The organism is Aquimarina sp. AWH4_224, assembly GCF_056160245.1.
This window is the reverse complement of the sequence record NZ_JBSWWU010000001.1, coordinates 99844-118919: the sequence shown is the minus strand read 5'-3', so window position 1 is coordinate 118919 and position 19076 is coordinate 99844. Positions and strand designations below refer to the sequence as shown.

Sequence of the window (19076 nt, the reverse complement as noted above, 5' to 3'; positions counted from 1 at the left end):
CTCTATTTAGGATTTCCATCGGTAAAACGGAAAAAAACAATTGTTCAACTCTTCTTCAGAAAATGTAGTATACTCTTGATTTACAGAGGTACTCAAATCATCATAAACTTCTTGATTGATCACCTTCCTTCCGGTATAAAAAATCACATCTTCGTCTTTTGGAAACAATGACTTTTTATTTTTGTACAACCCATCTCTATCTTTCATTCCTCCACCCAAAACATAGTGTTTCTTATCATTGGCAATAGCCCAATCGATAACTTTTACCCGTAGAAAATCATTAGGTCGATAACTGAAGTATTCTGCATTGGTCCCTCCCAAAAAGGCAAAAACGGTATCCTTGTAATTAATGATCAACTCTACAGAAATTGGGACATCTTCGAAATAAGCGACTGCTATTGAAAAGTTATTAATGTTCGAAAGGACAAGATCATCAAAATACGAACTAGAAAAGAAATAGATACTAGCTGCATTATTTCTACTCATCGTTTCTACATAAATATCATTAAAAATTTTGATGACATCTTTAGTAATCTCCTGCTTGTCGAATATTTTAAAGCTCAAATCATAATTGACTGCTTTTCTGTAATTATTTCTCACCTTGGGCAGAAAAGCCGTCCATTGCGCTTCAAAATCTCCCAAAAGATTTCCTCTTACATTCGAAAGGGTTTGTATCAAATTACCAGAATAAGCCATATGATTAGCTGTTAAACTAAACCGAATAAACTCTGAGACAATATTGTTCTCCAGATACCAGGCATCTACTTGTCTCCAAAACTCAGATAGGTCTTCTTCAGAAACATCAGGATTAAAAAGAGGACCATTATATCCATAAGGACTTATTACATCTCGATATTTACTTTTAACACCATTTACTTCAATTTCTCTTGACACAAAAGGCATTAATACACATGGGGTACCGTCTTTTTCTAACAAAAAGTAATTCAGCTTGTCAGAATCATTAGCAAAATAACGCAAATGCTCGATTGCATAATACACGTTATTATCCCATTTCTCCTGAAGAAGCGTTCTGTATTGAGATACATTTGCTTGATCATCGAGATGGTCGACAAGTAATCTGTAGTTTTGCTTCAATTGTACAACTATTAATTTAGGTTTATTATTTAGTTTCTTTATTCTACCGTATTCAGAAAATAACTACTGAATTTTTCAGACAGCACTTTTGACAACCATATGATTCGACCGCAATGTTCTAAATGCCAAACTGCCTTTCCATCAAAAATATTTCCAGCCAACAAAGGGCCCATGATGTGTAAATTCGGTAAGGCTTCCAAATTTTCATTCACCTCAAAACCGATATTAGAATCATTTGCCTTGGCATATCCTTTCTTTATCATATTCTGAAGTAATACGGGTATGTTCTCTTTTGACAGATTTGTACTTCCTACACAATTGATAATGATATGTACTGGATCCTGATCTATCAAATTGGTCTTGGTTTGTGTATCCAAGTATTCCAAAACATAATCTCCATTATCATTCTTCTTTAGATCCCTAAATCGCCCCGCAATATGATTGAATCTTCCTTCGGCTTTTAATGCATCAACGGTTTTGGAATAATGAAATCCCGCACAACGCTGTCTTCTCCCGATCTCATTACCATGAAAACAAGCAAACTTTCTAAGTTCATCTGTATCTAACTTACCAAGCAACGCTCCAAATGCTTTGGAAACAATCTCAACAGTAGATGCAGCTCCCAAATTGATCTCATCGGCATGATCCAGATCTTTATAGGTAGCATTCGCTATTTCTTGAGCAGTTAGACTTTCTTTATCTGCCAAAGCCTTTAAATGCTCAGGGACATATTCTTTTCTCTTTTCAGTATCAATAACAGAATCCGGCAACAATCCCTGAGTAGAAAGAAAAGAGAACTTATTTATCCTTGATTTTATATGAGCTATATCATTAAGCTTATACAACATCTCCAATCCACTGGCATTGGCTCCTACAATTAGTACATTAATCGGAGTATTGTTACCCAATCTTTCAGAAAAAGCATCAATCTTTTGCAAAGTTTGTGCTAACTCTGGTTTGTAAGGGTCATTAGCAAACAAAAGATTGTCTTCTTCAATAAGGTCCTCATCTTTCCAAAGATGGTTGACCGGCAATGACCCTACAGACAGTACTACTTTATTGGAAACAATAACTTGTTCATTTTTTAATGATAGGTGGTATCGTTCTGCTTCTTTTTCGATATCGATAACTTCACCGGTAACACAGCTTATTTCCAGTCTTCCCTCTTGTCTGAATTTATCTAAACGGCTGTTCACTTTTTCTTCGATATAGCATCCAAAAAACCTTCTGGGAATAAACAAATCTTTCCAATCATTGTTTTCTATTTTTTGAGCATGAGTTTGCATCCATTCAACGGACAAATCGCCTCCTTCTCTTTGCAAATTATCCAATAACCAGCCTTTGTTCTCGTTAAGCCATTTGATAAACTTGCTCAACTCTGGTTCTGGTAAAAAGTTTTTCAAAGAAGTAATAAGGTGCACAGAATATCCTGATCTGGAACCATATGGAATTCCCGTGTGAAACTCGCTATACTTATCGATGATTGTGATGTGAATCTTTTCGGTTGCATCTGGATTAGCTTCTAATTTATCTAGAAAATGTAAGATGGTAAAAGAAGAAGATATCCCTGAACCGATAAATGTTATATCTGATATTTTGGTTTTAATTTCGGCCTGCATGAATTAAGGTTGTTTGGTTTTAATAACTCTCCCTGGGTTACCTACAACAGTGGTATAATCAGGAACATCACGTATAATAACGGTACCGGCTCCTATAAGCGTATCTCTACCTATTTCTTTTACCCCGGTCATCGCGGTTACTCCCATACCAATATAGGCGTTTTCTCTTACATTGATCAAAGCTCCAATATTAACTCCAGATGACATAAAAACACCATCTTCCAGAGTTACATGATGTGCAATAGTACTATCCATATTGATCATGATGTAATTTCCTATCGTTGTATGCGGCATTACGATATTTCCTGCCAACATGTAGACTGCTTCTCCAATGGTTACATCTGGTGCGATAGAAACAGTATGGTGTAAAAACCCCGGAATACCGTACCCTTCATTCTTTAAGGTCGATAAATACTCTGCTCTTACTTTATTCACCCCGATAGGGCAATACACATCCTGTATTTTACTCTTAAATGTATTATCAAAAAGGTCTTCGTATTTTCCCAAGACGGGAATACCGATCACATCTGTGCCTTGGAGATCGGGGTTATCATCGATAAAACCGATAATCTGCACTCCAGCTTCTTTCAAATAGGAAGCGTATACCTGCCCCTGGGTCCCTGCTCCTATAATAACTGCATTTTTCACTTTGTATCTAAAGTTTTTAGTGGTTGTTTTTTTGGTTAATTATTACCTGTAAAAGTAGGCATATTCAAATTTTGTCCGCTATTGATATCTTCTTTGAACAATACTTTCTTAATCGTTCGTATCAAAATCTTTATATCCGTTGTAAAACTAATATGTTCGGTATACCAAACATCCAATTTAAATTTTTCGTCCCAAGAGATCGTATTTCTACCATTTACCTGTGCCCAACCCGTGATTCCTGGTCGTACATCATGTCTTCTTTTCTGAAAATCATTATACAACGGAAGATATTTTACTAATAAAGGCCTTGGTCCAATAAGACTCATATCCCCTTTTAGCACATTAAACAACTGTGGAATTTCATCCAAAGAGTATTTTCTGATAAACTTACCCACTTTTGTGATGCGTTGCTCAAATGGTAAAAGCTCTCCGTTTTCATCCTTCTTGTCGTTCATACTCTTGAACTTCACAATTTTGAAAATTCTTTCATTTCTACCCGGACGCGCTTGAAAGAAAAAAGGCTTTCCATTGTTTGCTATGGCCAAAAACACAATCAGAAAAAGGATAATTGGCGATAACAATACTATCCCAAAAAAGGAAGCCAAAAAATCTAACAAGCGTTTCAAAAATGATTTATACATCTTTTTTATTTAAAAAATTAAATCTTATCAAATACCTCCTCTACTTTAGAAAGAATACTAAACTAAGATTTAGAAATATATTTTTTTCCTTTTTTAATGGTTTCAATTTCCTTTCCAGGAACTCCATAAACTAATTTATAATCATCTACATCGTTCAGCACCAAAGCCCCTGCTCCAATAATACTGTGTCTACCTATAGTGACCCCTTGTATTACATTTGCTCCTAGTGATACTGCTGAGCAAAAATCGATCTTGACATTACCTCCAACGGTCACTCCTGGTGCAATACTAGAAAAATCATTAAGCACTCCATCATGTCCAAAACTTGCATTTGTGTTTACAATGCATCCATCACCTATCTCTGCTAGAGCGTTGATTGTAACCGATGCCATTATTACTGTTCCTTTTCCTATCCTAACGCTTTTACTTATTACAGCAGAGGGATGCACTACCGTGATAAATTCAAAACCGGGCTCAATCTCTTTAATTCTAGTATGCATTACATACCTTGTCCAATTATCTCCTATAGCTACAATACCTTTACAGATTCCCTGTTTCGCAAGGGTAGGAATGATATCCTCTGTTCCCAGAATTTCATAGCCTAATACTTTTTGTCCAATAGGCTTGAAAGAATCAATAAGTCCGTAAACTTTATACTTCCCAATACTTTCAATAGCCTCTATAATCACCTTGGCATGTCCTGATGCTCCTATTACTACTATTCTTTCCATGATTTTGCATTTGTACAATGATATTTGATAAAGGAATGAATCCCTTTTTCATTATACTATGACAAAAATCAGGAGAGTAATGATTTATATACCTAGCTCTGATTTAATGGTTTTCATCAAATCTCCTACATTGTTCATGTTCATCAAATCCATGAGTTTAAATTTGATCCCAAAAGCTTTTTCTACCTCTGTAATAATCATCATGTGGGTTACCGACTCCCAACCGTCTACATCATTGGCAGTGGTTTCGTCAGTAAGTTCAAAATTATCATGTTCTAATACCGCTACAAAGGCTTCTTTAACTTTGGATACTATTTCTTCTTGAGTCATTATTGATTAATTATTTGATATCAAAATACGTTCTAAGTTCTTTTCTATTGATTTTTCCGTTGATACTATGCGGAAACTCTTTTACAAATATAACATGCATAGGAATCATGTAGTCAGGCATTTGAGTTTTCATATAATCAAACATTGCCTCTGTATCAAATTCTTCAGATTCTATCGCCAAACCTAATTCTGCATTCCCAAGGCTATTGGTAATATCCAGAGCGACCATATTCACTTTTTTCTCGGATTTGGCTTTAGCATGAAACTCAATTTCAGCAAGCTCAACCCTATACCCTCTTATTTTTACCTGAAAATCTGCTCTTCCTACATAGAGAAAATCATCTTCTTCATCTTTAAAGCATAAATCTCCGGTTTTATAATAGCGTATCGATTCCCCTTCCTCTTCTCTTGTAAAAAAACTGACTGCATTTTTCTCTTCATTCTTCCAGTATCCCGGAGTTATTTGCGGTCCTGCTAAACATAACTCTCCGGTAACTCCGATAGGAACTTCTTTGTTCTCTTGATCTACCACCAGGTATCGCGTATCTTTTTGAGGAGTTCCTATGGCAATAATCCCGTTATGGTTTTTGGTATGTGTTTCTTTATGATACGGGTAAAAACCACTGTACACTGTAAACTCTGTTGGACCATAATAGTTGAATATCTTACAATTCGGTAAACAGTCGCTCCACTCTTTGGCGATATCATAATGTAAAGCTCCTCCTCCAAAACTACAGTATCGAACATCCGGAGCATTGATTTCTGAAAAATACGGACGTAAGTAGTTAATAATAGAAGGTACCATAGTCAGCACGGTTAGCTTTTCTTCTTTGATCAACTTGAATACATAAAAATATTTGATCGCCCCTTTAGGAATTGTATACATACAAGATCCTGCAAGTAATGGAAATAAATAGGTTACCACTGAAAAATCGAAGGTAAGTTCAAACATTTGTAAACAACGATCTGAAGGCACCAAATTGAATTCTGGTTCCGCATCTATTGCATTTACGAGTCCTTGAACATTATCGAATGTAATAGGAACACCCTTAGGCAAGCCAGTGGTTCCTGATGTAAACAATATATAAGCCAGATCCTCTCCATGCCCTGTTTTTGGAACAAGATTAGGTGCAGCATCTGTTAATGTATGTGTTTGTATTACTGAAAGTGAATTATATAACGATTCCTCTGAGGAATCCAGCACATATTTGGTCTTTGTCATTTCAAAAACCTGTGTGTTTCGTTCTATCGGAGATAAAGGATTAACCGGCACATAAGCTTTTCCTTCAAACCAAAGCGCAACGATACTCGCATAAGTGTATAGATCATCATTGGTCACTAACCCTATCAACTTTTCAGAATCCTCAATCGTAGAAGCAATTGCTTGTCTTATTTTGGATATTTCGTTAGCAAAATCCTGATACGAATAAAACACTCCTTTGACGCATAACACATTGTGTTGTGCATGGCTTTGTATCGATTCCTGAAGTTGATGTATAAAATTCATAGTTGGTTAATCGTATTTTTGGTCTAATAAAAATGTCCGTCTCTATTCAATAATTCTATATGTTCAAGATTCAAGTTGGTCTCATTATGTGCCAGTCCTTTCTTGGTCACCTTATGGGTAAATATGGTCTTATACCTTTTGGTAATGGTATCAGAAAGCCGGGTGTCATCTGTAAAAATGAATCTTCTACCTGATTTTGCAAAATTATCAATAAGTGCATCTACACACAGTTCATAATGCGCTTCATCTTTTGCCAGGAAATATTTCACATTCAGCTCGTTAAAATTAATCACATAAGACATAAATCCAATCATCTCCTTATCCTTAATTACTTTCAAATTATGAATATGAATATTATTGCTTATACCCGTTTGTAAAGCCTTTCGCGGAAACTTTTTGGAAATTGGGGTTTGCAAGTACTGACCGGGATCAATTTGCCAATTGATATATTCTTTGGCTTTGTATATCAGATCATTCTGGCAAAGTGGTTCGATAAATTTCCAGGTAGGTTCGTCTATCTGATTTATATAATCGTAATGCAACGATTTTGTGTTTTTCTTGAACCTGAATCCATTGATCCACTTGAAGAAACTGTATATCACCGAATCCGCCGCTACCAAAAGAAATTGTACTGGTTTCAAAAATTTAAACCTTCCGATCAACATCGAGGGATCCAAACTGAAGAATATCGTATGCCTTAACCTCGAAGCGATTACCGTAAACGGTTGCTTCTCGTAGAAAGTATTCACATTTTCTGCATAGGACTTAATCAACACTCGTTTCCCGGTTAGATTTACTGCTTCGTTATAGATATAGGTCCCCAAAACCGTATCCTTGTAGGTAGGATGTACCCACCAGGAAATCATCCAGTACACCTTTTGCGGTTCTTGGTTATGAGAATTCGCAAGATCTGGAAACATAAAAATAAAGGAGATCATTTTTTGGTCTTCATAACCGATCACCCCGCAATAATCATCTTCAGCAATCCTAGAGTTAGCCACCAACCAGATCGCCTTAGCTCTTGGCATTGGAGCTAGCTTATCCTGCCAAAATGTATTTTGATCAATTGCTTCCCTAAGCATTTTTTTGGTGATCCCAATTACCTCAAGATTTTTGCTCATAGTACTGTTTCTAAACCCTAATTGTTTCCATTAAAATATTCTGACGTCAGTTCTTCGGATAGATTTACATCTTTTTTCTGAATCACTTTCTGCAATGTTAATCCAATGATTTTCAAATCTACAAGAAAGCTTAGATGCTCCACATACCAGACATCATACTCAAACTTTTTTTTCCAGGTAATAGAATTTCTTCCATTAACCTGAGCCCAGCCTGTTATACCAGGCCTAACATTATGACGTTTTTTTTGTGTACTATTATAGATGGGGAGATACTCTATAATTAATGGTCTAGGACCAATTAGTGACATTTCACCTTTTAACACATTCAGCAATTGCGGAATCTCATCAAGCGAGGTTTTCCTAACAAATGCTCCTACTTTCGTGATTCTATCTTTATCCGGTAACAAGTTACCTTGGTCATCCTTCTTATCATTCATCGTTTTGAACTTAACGATGCTAAATATCTTTTCATTTTTTCCAGGCCTTCTCTGTACAAAGAAAGGTTTTCCCTGATTGGCAATAGCCAGAAAAATAATCAATATCAAAAACAGTGGAGAAATTAAAACCAACACTGTGAAGGAGACACAAAAATCAAGAACCCGTTTGAAAAAAGATCTATACATTATCTAGCGGCTTAGCGTCAATCAATTGTTCATTTCATTAACCATCACTCTTCTTTTTCCAGATGCAAGTAACGGAATTTCATCAACATATTCTACAGTGATTTTTGCATCTTCGCCCAAATACCCTTTAAAGTCGTTAACAAACTCATTTTCTCGTAAAAAATCACCTCCGCTATTGATTTTAAAATGATACGTTCCTTTTGCTTTTTGGATCAACTGACACTGTTTCAATTCTGGATAGTTGTTTACCAATAACACTAGGTTTGTAGAAATGTGCTCTCCTTTGGTATCATAAATCTGATCGATCTTTCTTCCGTTTACCTCTAAAAGAATGGCTTTTCCATCTACGGTATCCTTTCTACCAATATCACCAGTATCATATCGAATCATCGGTACTGCATAATTAAACAGATCGGTAATCACTATTCTTCCCGACTCACCATCAGGTACTCTCTTATTGGAGCCGATCTCTAGAATTTCTACCAGATAACTCGCCTCATTAATATCAAAGTGTTTTTTATTTCCGAGAGGTTGCTGCGCCAAAATTCCGTTCTCTACATTAGAATACCTGGAAACCACTTCGGTATCAAAATATTTAAGAACACTTTGTTTGGTATAGTCATTCAATCGCTCAGACATCGCAATGATAGATTTAAGATTATTAGGCACCACCGAATAATTGTTTCGATCTAAGTATTTACAAATCTCTTCGTAAGCCGAAGCATACCCAAGCCAGCTATCTGAAGATTTACTATTTGGCAAGTCATCAATTACTTGTTGTATTAGTTTTTCATCTCTAAACTCAAATACATCAATTGGCACTATATTTTGCAATACTCGTGTTGTAAAACTCTTTTTTTCAAAGGCATTCCACATTCTGAAATAAGTCAATCGGTTTCCTATTTTAAAACCTGCATTTTCAGAAAAAAATATGGTATCCGCCATGTTTCTGAGTCGCTTGTTCTTATCCTGAAACGTTTTGAAAGGTGTACCTGTAGAACCACTAGTGCTTACCGTAAATTTTGGTTGATCCTTAAAAGCTGTAGATTGAAAATCCTCAAAATTCTCTCGAATTACGTTTTTATTGATCACCGGAAAATCTTCGATGGACCTATATCCATTTTGCTCCTTGTAAAAAGGTGAAGTGGCTACGGCGTGATCCAACACTTTTTTTAAATGTTCATCTTTGTATGCTATCGCCTTTTGATCCAAAGGATTTTCATTGACAAACTTAATATCTTCGTAATGACGTTTTTTAGACCCACCTTTTAATCCATCTACGATCCAAAAAGCTTTATTTCTAGCTGTTTCAAAAAGTTTCATTCCCCGATTTATTGTTTTTTACTAAATGTTACTAATGATTTCCTGATACAATGGATGTTTACAAAACCCTCCAAACACCAAATCTGGACCTAACAAGGAGTTATTATCATTCCCTTCTATAATAACTGGTCCATTTTGGCTAACCGCAATATCCCACCCTATGATTCTATCTGGAATATGATTAACACATTGTTTTACCAGATCACAAGCTTCTTTGAAATAAGGTAGCTCATGGTTTAAAAAAACTGTTCCTGTATCCGGATGACTTTTAAAACGTTTACCACCGTATTTCATCAATTGATAACTTTTTTCTACCAGCACTCCTTTCTCCATGTCGATAGATACCCAAAAGCCTCCACCACTACTATTATCCAAAACGCTACCTCCTCTACCAAATCGCATATATCCTGATAGAATATGCACCTCTCCTTTGTTATCCAGATACGTATCAAACCGTATGGTGTTTACGCTATGGGGATACAATTCATTAATCTTTTCGTGTTGAATGATCACATCTTGATGAATACAATCATTATTCATGATATATTCACCGTCTTCTTCTACCGTTTGATCGACATTATCTTTTGTAACCAAATAGGCCCCAACACCTCCCATTTCAGTAATCGCTTTTACAAAGATTTTAGTGATTCCTTCTTTTTCAAAAAGGGTATTAAAATATGTTGCTAGTTCTTCTTTACTATTTACTAAGGTAAAATTAGAATTGTAAAAAAATCGATTCTTAAGATTATAGGCAATCATAGGAGGAACAGGCAAATTATTCTTCTCCATAAATAATGCAAAAGCCAATTTGTTTCTAAGCAGTGTTGCATATTGCGGACGATGCAATTTTTTAGACAAGGTGATGTTATCCACTTCTTTACTGCTCAAGTAGTCTTTATAGTTTTTTACATCTTTACGATATAAAAATTTACCAAAGTAGAAATAAGGAAATTCTTTTTTGGCCATCCAAAACCCAATAGCTTCTCTAAAAATTCGAAAAAAACTTTTCCGCTCGGGGTCCTTGAAAAAAACATCAAGTCTTTTTTTCAATAACTTAAACTTCCTTTTCATTGATTGTAGATTTGGTTAGTTCATCAAAGATCGGTATTCTTCTAATAAGCTCTCCCATACCACCTGACATTCGTATCGGGTAGTTATAGACGTTCTTGAGTTTGCTGCCAACGTATTTCTTACATCGTCATTTTTTATGAGTTCTGATACCTTTTGATATACGGCTTCTGTGTCTTTAACAGGTATGATTAATCCATTTTCTCCTTCAGTAATTATCTCATTGCATCCATTAATATCAGTTACTACACTTGCGACTCCCATAGACGCGGCTTGCATCACCACATTTGGAAAACCTTCTCGATAACTAGGAAAAGCTAAGATATCAGAAATTGCAAAAAAAGGCCTTACATCATTTTGCCACCCAACAAAAATAATGTTTGGATTTGTTTCAATCTCGCTTTCAATCTCCGGAGATAAAGGATCCAGGTCTTTTTCATAGATACCCACCAAAAGTAATTTAGCTTCTGGATGATCCGTACTGATTCTTTTAAAAGCTCTAACTAATTCATTAATTCCTTTATCCTTCACCAACCTACCTACATAAATGATCACCTTATCAGACGATTTAATTTTCAATTCGTCTCTAAGTTTCTGATTATCTTCTGGTGTGTATAGAGCGGGATCAAAAAACGAAGTGTCTATCCCATTAGAACTCCCATTGGCAATCACCTTTAGCTTTTTAGGCTTTGTGTATTTATTTTGAATAATGATATCCTTCAATCCAAAAGAGTTAGGGTATATAATTGTTGCACAAGCATAGGTAATCTTTTCTACTGTATCTAATAAGGTTCTTTTAGGCCCAGTAGCTTCAAGTAGTGGTAGTCCAGCAATGGTATGCAATCGGTGTGGTACTCTGGCTAATTTGGCAGCTAGCATTGCCAATGTTCCTGCCTTTGGTGTATGGCTATGAACAATATCTGGTTTTTCTTTTCTGAAGATCCTATATAATGTATAAACTGCCTGAAGATCTTTTATTGGTGTGATTTTTCGAGTCATTTCTACTGGCACCACAGCAATACCCTCTTCTTTTGCAACTCTATCCAGCCTGCCTTCGCCTTTACCTGAGATACCGATAACCTCATAGTATTGAGACATAAATTTTAGCTGGCCTTTGAGTAATCCTCCTAAAGACTTTGGTATGGTTGTAACACGGATAATTTTATTCATATTCCCCCTTTACATGAAAATTATAATCCTGGTTTATTTATTTCGAATGCAAATATAGATAATACTCTTTCTTTTACTGCAGAAATCATATTTTTCTCACACAGAAAATTTAAGAATTATGCGATTGCAAAAATAATTGCAAAAAAGTTAAGAAGTCTGGGGGAAAAGCCCCATTTTGCAACTTTATTGTACGGTGTTCCCGTAAGAGTGTTAAGCAATTGTTATAAAAATAGTTTTTTTGTGCAATTTTTAACATTTTTTATCGACGTGATGCACAATACTCTCGATGAAATTACGTTTATTTGTACTAAACCCTTAAAAATATATATGGCGAAATAATTACTTAGAAACTAAATATTACATAACCAAATTTATTTTGCTATGAAAAGAATGACCCCCCACATTCTAGTTATTTGCCTAACTATTCTTTTTGTTGCATGTAGCAACGAATCATTTGAGGAAATCGTGCCCGATGCGGTAGAAAACCCTGATCCGGACCCAGATCCTGATCCCGACCCAGAACCAGATCCAGACTTAGTTACGGATCCATGTGATTTTGATATTTCTTCTATCAAAGCTAATACTACAACCGTAATTAACTGTCAATTAGACTTACAAGGAAAATCTGTTGATTTACCTGCCAACGTTAATTTTGATTTTGACGGAGGATTAATTATCAACGGAACTTTAAATTTCTCAGGAGGATATATCGACGGAAGAATAATGAATTCTGATCTAGAATTAAAAGGAGATGTTCAATTAAAAGATCCTGTTTTCAAATTTATTCCTTCTAGATGGAAGAATATTGTACAAGGACAAGTGAATACTACTGTCGCTTTATCCAATAATACAAATTTTGAAAACTTAATCAATCAGACCAAAGCTTTAGGTGCTACTACTTTTGAAGTAGATCAATTTGATGCCTTTTTTGAAGTAGCTACGGTGACTAGCACGACTACAAATCAAAATTTCTATCCATCTGTAGAATCCGTAAATATTCCCTCAGACTTTACTTTTAGAATGACAGATAGAACATATTTAAGAGTACAGCCAAATAGCAGAAAGAATTATGTCCTTCTAGGTATTCGAGGTGAATCTAATGTAAGAGTAGAAGGAGGAAACTTAATCGGTGATCGCAAAAATCATGACGACAATTCACAACCAGGACCACATGCATTTGGTATGGTGCTTATGGTACACGGTTCTAACAACGTAGATATTGATGGTGTAACCATGGCCTTTGGAACAGGAGATGGTGGAAACGTTAACAGTCTTAACTTTACCTTCCAACCAAATTATCAGCCTTCTAACAATATCAGATTTACAAATTGTACGTTCGATAGTAATAGAAGAAATAATGTTTCTATTACTGATGGATTTAATATCACACTAGATGGATGTCATTTTAAAGATGCCGGTATAGATATGCCAGGTTCTCCAGGTATGGCTCCGGGTGTTGCTTTGGATGTAGAAGCATTTAGAGGAAAAGATGATGCAGGTAACTTCATTCTTTATGAAAAAGCATACGATATTACGATAAGAAACTGTACTGAAATAGGAAGTAAGTTTGGCGCTTTTGTTGTAGCTATCGGTGAAGATGTGACCATAGAAAACAATACCACTGAAGATGGAATAGCTATTGGTGCAGGCCATGGTGTGAAAATTATCGGTAACACTATCGTCGCTGCAGCTGATGATAATATTGGAGCTGGAATTACCACAGGACATCCTAACTCATCAGATACGTACAACAACGTAATTGCTAATAACAGAATTATTGGACATAATATTGGTATCGCGGCATACCAAAGAGACATGGAAATATATGGTAATGTCATCGAAGATTTTGGTGTAGGAATACAACCAAAAGATATTAGGAACTTTGATATCTACGACAATACATTAACCAGTGATAGAGACGCCAGTATTGCCATCTTTGGTAATCTTACTACTATGGACAATGTTACTTTTAGAAACAACAATGTTGTTCGTGTTGCAAGAGAAAGTGTAAAGATGGTTGCTGTAAACGAAAATGCAGGTCAGGAAAGTTTCAAAACTACCTTTAGAGACAACGATTTTACGGGATCTACAACGATAAGTAGAACTAATGGTGTAGATTTCATGGAAAACAGAACCAAGAAAGGTATCATATTAGTAAATGCAAAAAATATCGATATTACAGGTAATACTATCGAATCTACCGGACAAGATGGAATTACGATCCAACAAGGATGTAGCGATCTGAATATTGGTAATAATAACATTACGGTAATCGGTACTAATTTGGACTGTATCGATCAGAAAGCCGCTGGTACTAATATCGTAATCGCTAACACGAATACGTGTACAAACTAAAAAACTAACAACTATTATATAAAAAATCCCGGGTAGTTCCCGGGATTTTTATTTATTGAAAGATTGGTAATAGCAGATCGGCCAATACCTCATTTCCTTTCTCATTCAAATGGCCATTAGCCACAAAATAATTACTTAACCCGTCTGGATAATCAACAACGTGATATCGTACTTGTTGAGTGTTGCTTTTATAATCATGAATATTTTTAATATTAATTCTTCCCAGATTATTAATGACTACCATGTCAATAGTGATCCCTAAATCTTGAGCTTCCAACTGGTTGATAACCCAATCCAAGTTTTCTTTTTCAAAATCAACGTCCTTGTTCTTTGTTTTGGCAGTACCGTAGTATTTGAAAACATTGAATAATTTAAACATCAATAAGCTTTTGCTGAATCGCTTTACTTTACTGGTTAATGAAAGGTGATTGCCAAAACTATTACTGCTAGCCGCATAGAATTCAATCTTATCTTCGTTTCTGTAAGGATAGCTCCTATTAGGATCATTTTTTGGATTCCTGTGCCCAATATTAACCACTTCTCCAGGAGTCATCACAAACACCACTTTATCAAACTTCAAGCCCTTCTCCTTCAACAGATGTTTTACTAAAACGATACCTTGCACAGGAGTCCAAACCCCTCCTGACCCAGCATTATTTACTTTTGTTTTCAACTTCTCCTCTAATAGTTCAGAAAAGCGATCCTGATTATCCATGCCAAATCCTTCTACAAACGAATTACCCACCACCAGAGTTCCTCCCTGATCGAATTCATCATCACGAAATCCAAAGGAATTGATTTGGTTAACCACTCCTCCCCAAGGATAGTTAATCATTTGCTTACTATTCTTTTGCCGGGTTACCCCATACAATTCGTTCATGTCATAATACAACGGAGGATCATTAAAACCAGTCACCGGTAAAAAAGCATCTGATCCTTTGGTAATCACAGCATATCCCAGATTTAGAACTTCCAGAATAACGATAGCAACGATAATATTTTTAATATACTTCATCTCCTAAAATTGAAAATAAATAAACTCTGCTTGTATTTCTCTATTGAGTGACCCTACGATAGCAATAGCCATAAGCACCCATAAAATAAAGTGTATTTTCTTCTTTTTGTATCTCATAAAATCCAAAACCAACAACACCAAGATTAATAATATGTCAGAATACATAATAAAACTAGTAGCATCCACCTTTAATGATTGTATGCCTCCCAAATATTGAAAGGCATCTCGTATAGAATCTGCTCTAAAAAAGACCCATGCTACAGTAACCACAAAAAAAGTATACAATACTTGAGCTGTTGTTTTTAGATATGTCAAAATATTTATGGTGGCAACCTTATCTTCCAAGTGCCTTCGATTAGTTCCTAAAACGAAAGATGGAATAAAAAGTAGCGCATGAATCCCTCCCCAGACAATAAAAGTCCAATTGGCCCCATGCCAAAACCCACTTACCAAAAATATAGCAAACACATTTCTAATTCCTTTCCACTTCCCTACTTTGGAGCCTCCTAAGGGGATGTATAAGTAGTCTCTAAACCACGTGGATAATGATATGTGCCACTTTCTCCAAAACTCACCTATACTTCTTGAAAAATAAGGGAAATTGAAATTGGTCATCAAATCAAAACCAAAGAGTCTGGCCGTACCAATCGCTATATCCGAATATCCACTAAAATCTCCATAAATCTGGAAGGCGAAGAGCACTGCCCCCATAATTAATGTGCCCCCAGAGTAATCGGAATAATTCGCAAAAATATCATTCACAATGGGAGCAAACGAATCTGCAATCACCACCTTTTTAAACAATCCCCAAACAATTAATTCTATACCTTTTAGTGCTTTGGTTTTGTCAAACTTTCTTTTAGCCAACATTTGTGGCAATAAATTAGAAGCTCGTTCTATAGGTCCAGCCACCAACTGCGGGAAAAAGGATACGAATGCAGCAAAAGCAACAAAATCTCTAGTGGGTTTCATTTGTTTTCTATAAATATCTATAGAATACGACATCGTTTGGAAGGTATAAAAAGATATTCCTACCGGTAATATCACCTTTAGTGTCCATGTGCTTTCTACCGCATATCCAATAGAAGCTAACAAATCGATCCAAGAATCCACAAAGAAATTGTAGTACTTGAAAAATCCTAATAACCCTAAATTGAATAATGCACTTAAGAATAATAATCGTTTACGAATCTTTTTATTATCAGATTCGTGAATACCGATACCAATAAAATAATCTACAACTGTACTTAGTGCTATCAATGATAAAAATCTGTAATCCCACCATCCGTAAAACACGTAACTAGCTACAAGTACCAGAAAATTCTGAAGTTTCAAATTTTTATGTACTACGAACCAGTACAATAGAAAAACTACTGGTAAAAAGACAAAAAATTCTAAAGAGTTAAAAAGCATATCTGGTAATTCTAAAATTCATATCTAATTCAACTTCTATTTGTTTTCTTATCATCATTTGGAGTGTTGCAATTCTTTAATCCTATCCGCCACCAACTTAGTAAATAATTCTGCTCCATCATTATTGAGGTGCGATGTATCATGAAACAAGTGGTATTGTTCCAAAAATGTTTCAGAATTAAAAAAATCCAGCAACATCACCTGTTCTTTCTTGGCAATTTCTCTTATTTTGGATAAAGACTCGTTGTTCGAATAGTCTGTAACCAACAGATTGGGCGAGGTCACAAAAACCAATGGCACTTCATTGTCTTTCGCTTCAACAATAAAACGTTCTAGCGCGATAACAAAATTGGGATCAATATTATCCCCTGCTTCCAGATTTTCAAATCTCTTTAAATTTTTGGAAGGTTTTACTTTACCATATAGTGGTCTATACCCTTTTTGATCTAATTGAGGAGAAGCATAATAGCGTAGTGCGTGTATTAAAGTTGAGTTTGCCTGAAAGGATTTGAAAAACAATTTGAAATCGATTCCTGGTGATCCCATCTCCAAAATTGGCTTCAACACATCTCGATGATTTGAATAATAAGGATGTAAATCTGCTAATCGATCATATGCTTCTCTAGAGCTATACAGAAAATCTTCGTCTATATTGAGGAGTAACAAATCCGGCTTTGACCTTTTTAATACCATTTGTTGCAAGGCCGCATGAAACAACAATTGTTGACCTTCTGCTCCTGCATTATAGCAAGTAGTTTGTAATTCTTGTTCGAATACTTTAGGCACATAATGTCGATGCGCATGCGAACTACCAAATACCATGACTTTGGCTTCACTATCCTCAATCACATGTGTCGCTCGAGCAAACTTTCCAGTTTCCTGACTAAAGAATATCTGTTTTGCAATCGTACCCAGCAAAAAATCAATCATCAATAAAATGATGACAAACTTCATGATCTTTATAAGTGACGATGTAAATTCTTTTTTCATCCGATTCTAAAACTGAAAATAAATAAATTGACTCTCTCCAAACACCCCAAAATACAATATCATAAATACTACAATCGCATATCCAACCAATCGGATAAGCTCCAACCTATTTTTGGAAATCGTAAACAACGAATTAAAATATTCTTTTTTGGTTTCTACCAACACCAACATCGCAATGGCCAAAGTAGCATACAGCGAAGCTGCAATATCGTCTCCACTACCTATATATAATCTCCCTGGATTGGTAAACATTTCACCGATCATAGATAAAGCATTGTTGATACTATTCGCTCTAAAAAAGACCCAGGATAAATTGATCAAGACAAAAGTCAACAACACGTTATGCAGTCCCTTACGGCCTTTTTTAAACAGTAATGCTTCTGCGATCAAATACACCCCGTTTAATGCTCCCCAGGCTACAAAGGTCCAGTTAGCACCATGCCATAAACCACTAATCAAGAACGTAATAAATAGATTATACAACCACCTTGGTTTTGAAACTCTATTTCCTCCTAATGGGATATACAAATAATCTCTAAACCAGGTAGACAAGGATATATGCCAACGAGTCCAAAACTCACTTACAGAAGCCGCAAAATAGGGTCTTCTAAAATTAGTCATCAAGTCAAAACCAAACAATTTGGCTGTACCAATCGCGATTAAAGAATACCCTGCAAAATCTCCATAGATCTGAAATGCAAAAAGTATGGTAGCTGCAATAAAACTCAATCCATCGTGGCTTTCAATATTGTTATATACTGCATTTACATATATGGCTGCTCTATCGGCTACAACTAACTTCAAAAAGAATCCCCAGATCATCAGCTTCCCTCCTTTTGAAAGGGCATCATAGGTAAACGTTCGTGGTTTCAAAAACTGAGGAACCAGATTGGTGGCTCTTTCGATAGGTCCCGCTACCAATTGTGGAAAGAAACTAACGAACGCTGCAAAAGCAACAAAGTCTTTTGTAGGTTCTAGTTTCCCTCGATAAATATCGATGGAATATGACATGGTTTGAAACGTATAAAAAGAAATCCCCACAGGCAATACGATGCTGAGTGTCCAAACATCTTGATAAGTGTATCCCAAAGATGCAAATAGTTCTATCCAGGAATCCACAAAAAAATTGAAGTATTTAAAAAAACCCAACAATCCAATATTAAAGAATACACTTACCCAAAGCCATCTCTTTTTTATTGTTTTATCATCAGATCTATACACCTTGAAACCCACAAAGTAATCAACAATTGTGCTTAATGCTATAAGGGATAGAAAGCGCCAATCCCACCAGCCATAAAATACATAACTAGCGATCAACAGCAACACATTCTGCCATTTGATACTTTTAGCTAACAACCAATAGCATACCAATACTATCGCTAGAAAGACAAAAAAATCAAAAGAGTTAAATAGCATAGTTATCTTGT

At 35.6% G+C, this 19076-nt stretch carries 16 protein-coding genes and 1 pseudogene; 1 reads left to right on the top strand and 16 read right to left on the bottom strand.

Going from position 1 to position 19076, the window contains the following annotated elements; all coding sequences use genetic code 11:
- Positions 1-6 precede the first annotated feature (6 nt).
- The 12 genes and pseudogenes from ACXAGJ_RS00505 to ACXAGJ_RS00450 form a co-directional block, all read right to left on the bottom strand.
- The gene (locus ACXAGJ_RS00505) at positions 7-1095 is read right to left on the bottom strand and encodes a GNAT family N-acetyltransferase (protein WP_474836151.1); all 1089 of its coding nucleotides are present in this window, start codon (positions 1093-1095) and stop codon (positions 7-9) included.
- A 38-nt stretch (positions 1096-1133) separates the two neighbouring features.
- Entirely contained in the window at positions 1134-2714 is a 1581-nt protein-coding gene (locus ACXAGJ_RS00500) for an FAD/NAD(P)-binding protein (protein ID WP_474836149.1), read from the bottom strand.
- Positions 2715-2717: 3 nt separating this feature from the next.
- A pseudogene (locus ACXAGJ_RS00495) lies at positions 2718-3368 on the bottom strand (NeuD/PglB/VioB family sugar acetyltransferase); the annotation flags it as partial.
- A 29-nt stretch (positions 3369-3397) separates the two neighbouring features.
- Positions 3398-4003 carry a sugar transferase gene (locus ACXAGJ_RS00490; protein ID WP_474836147.1) on the bottom strand — a complete coding sequence of 202 codons (606 nt, stop codon included), beginning with the start codon at positions 4001-4003 and terminating at the stop codon, positions 3398-3400.
- A 62-nt stretch (positions 4004-4065) separates the two neighbouring features.
- Positions 4066-4734 carry an acetyltransferase gene (locus ACXAGJ_RS00485; protein WP_474836145.1) on the bottom strand — a complete coding sequence of 223 codons (669 nt, stop codon included), beginning with the start codon at positions 4732-4734 and terminating at the stop codon, positions 4066-4068.
- Positions 4735-4818: 84 nt separating this feature from the next.
- On the bottom strand, positions 4819-5064 hold the full coding sequence (locus ACXAGJ_RS00480; RefSeq protein WP_474836143.1) for an acyl carrier protein: 246 nt from the start codon (positions 5062-5064) through the stop codon (positions 4819-4821).
- 10 nt (positions 5065-5074) lie between these two features.
- Positions 5075-6571, bottom strand: coding sequence for an AMP-binding protein (locus tag ACXAGJ_RS00475; protein ID WP_474836141.1), 1497 nt, complete (start codon positions 6569-6571; stop codon positions 5075-5077).
- 23 nt (positions 6572-6594) lie between these two features.
- Entirely contained in the window at positions 6595-7692 is a 1098-nt protein-coding gene (locus tag ACXAGJ_RS00470) for a hypothetical protein (protein ID WP_474836139.1), read from the bottom strand.
- 17 nt (positions 7693-7709) lie between these two features.
- On the bottom strand, positions 7710-8315 hold the full coding sequence (locus tag ACXAGJ_RS00465; RefSeq protein WP_474836137.1) for a sugar transferase: 606 nt from the start codon (positions 8313-8315) through the stop codon (positions 7710-7712).
- A 21-nt stretch (positions 8316-8336) separates the two neighbouring features.
- Positions 8337-9638 carry a phenylacetate--CoA ligase family protein gene (locus ACXAGJ_RS00460; RefSeq protein ID WP_474836135.1) on the bottom strand — a complete coding sequence of 434 codons (1302 nt, stop codon included), beginning with the start codon at positions 9636-9638 and terminating at the stop codon, positions 8337-8339.
- Positions 9639-9659: 21 nt separating this feature from the next.
- Positions 9660-10709 (bottom strand): sugar-transfer associated ATP-grasp domain-containing protein, encoded by a 1050-nt coding sequence (locus ACXAGJ_RS00455; RefSeq protein ID WP_474836133.1) that lies wholly within the window; start codon positions 10707-10709, stop codon positions 9660-9662.
- A 15-nt stretch (positions 10710-10724) separates the two neighbouring features.
- Positions 10725-11876 carry a glycosyltransferase family 4 protein gene (locus ACXAGJ_RS00450; protein WP_474836131.1) on the bottom strand — a complete coding sequence of 384 codons (1152 nt, stop codon included), beginning with the start codon at positions 11874-11876 and terminating at the stop codon, positions 10725-10727.
- Between the two features lie 381 nt (positions 11877-12257).
- Between ACXAGJ_RS00450 and ACXAGJ_RS00445 the strand changes: the two genes are divergently transcribed.
- Entirely contained in the window at positions 12258-14231 is a 1974-nt protein-coding gene (locus ACXAGJ_RS00445) for a right-handed parallel beta-helix repeat-containing protein (RefSeq protein WP_474836129.1), read from the top strand.
- Positions 14232-14283: 52 nt separating this feature from the next.
- On the opposite strand, the gene ACXAGJ_RS00440 is transcribed toward ACXAGJ_RS00445, so the two are convergent.
- The 4 genes from ACXAGJ_RS00440 to ACXAGJ_RS00425 form a co-directional block, all read right to left on the bottom strand.
- Positions 14284-15246: a hypothetical protein gene (locus ACXAGJ_RS00440; protein ID WP_474836127.1), complete on the bottom strand. Its 963-nt coding sequence runs from the start codon at positions 15244-15246 to the stop codon at positions 14284-14286.
- Between the two features lie 3 nt (positions 15247-15249).
- Complete coding sequence (locus ACXAGJ_RS00435) at positions 15250-16581, bottom strand: MBOAT family O-acyltransferase (protein WP_474836125.1); 1332 nt, start codon at positions 16579-16581, stop codon at positions 15250-15252.
- Positions 16582-16713: 132 nt separating this feature from the next.
- Entirely contained in the window at positions 16714-17649 is a 936-nt protein-coding gene (locus ACXAGJ_RS00430) for an SGNH/GDSL hydrolase family protein (RefSeq protein WP_474836123.1), read from the bottom strand.
- Between the two features lie 6 nt (positions 17650-17655).
- A complete protein-coding gene (locus tag ACXAGJ_RS00425) occupies positions 17656-19065 on the bottom strand; it encodes an MBOAT family O-acyltransferase (RefSeq protein WP_474836121.1) in 1410 nt (469 codons plus the stop codon).
- Positions 19066-19076 lie beyond the last annotated feature (11 nt).

Excerpts from the sequence above, each read along its gene's own strand:
- ACXAGJ_RS00500 (WP_474836149.1), bottom strand. The coding sequence starts at position 2,714 with ATGCAGGCCGAAATTAAAACCAAAATATCAGATATAACATTTATCGGT.
- ACXAGJ_RS00490 (WP_474836147.1), bottom strand. The coding sequence starts at position 4,003 with ATGTATAAATCATTTTTGAAACGCTTGTTAGATTTTTTGGCTTCCTTT.
- ACXAGJ_RS00485 (WP_474836145.1), bottom strand. The coding sequence starts at position 4,734 with ATGGAAAGAATAGTAGTAATAGGAGCATCAGGACATGCCAAGGTGATT.
- ACXAGJ_RS00480 (WP_474836143.1), bottom strand. The coding sequence starts at position 5,064 with ATGACTCAAGAAGAAATAGTATCCAAAGTTAAAGAAGCCTTTGTAGCG.
- ACXAGJ_RS00475 (WP_474836141.1), bottom strand. The coding sequence starts at position 6,571 with ATGAATTTTATACATCAACTTCAGGAATCGATACAAAGCCATGCACAA.
- ACXAGJ_RS00470 (WP_474836139.1), bottom strand. The coding sequence starts at position 7,692 with ATGAGCAAAAATCTTGAGGTAATTGGGATCACCAAAAAAATGCTTAGG.
- ACXAGJ_RS00465 (WP_474836137.1), bottom strand. The coding sequence starts at position 8,315 with ATGTATAGATCTTTTTTCAAACGGGTTCTTGATTTTTGTGTCTCCTTC.
- ACXAGJ_RS00460 (WP_474836135.1), bottom strand. The coding sequence starts at position 9,638 with ATGAAACTTTTTGAAACAGCTAGAAATAAAGCTTTTTGGATCGTAGAT.
- ACXAGJ_RS00455 (WP_474836133.1), bottom strand. The coding sequence starts at position 10,709 with ATGAAAAGGAAGTTTAAGTTATTGAAAAAAAGACTTGATGTTTTTTTC.
- ACXAGJ_RS00450 (WP_474836131.1), bottom strand. The coding sequence starts at position 11,876 with ATGAATAAAATTATCCGTGTTACAACCATACCAAAGTCTTTAGGAGGA.
- ACXAGJ_RS00445 (WP_474836129.1), top strand. The coding sequence starts at position 12,258 with ATGAAAAGAATGACCCCCCACATTCTAGTTATTTGCCTAACTATTCTT.
- ACXAGJ_RS00440 (WP_474836127.1), bottom strand. The coding sequence starts at position 15,246 with ATGAAGTATATTAAAAATATTATCGTTGCTATCGTTATTCTGGAAGTT.
- ACXAGJ_RS00430 (WP_474836123.1), bottom strand. The coding sequence starts at position 17,649 with ATGAAAAAAGAATTTACATCGTCACTTATAAAGATCATGAAGTTTGTC.
- ACXAGJ_RS00425 (WP_474836121.1), bottom strand. The coding sequence starts at position 19,065 with ATGCTATTTAACTCTTTTGATTTTTTTGTCTTTCTAGCGATAGTATTG.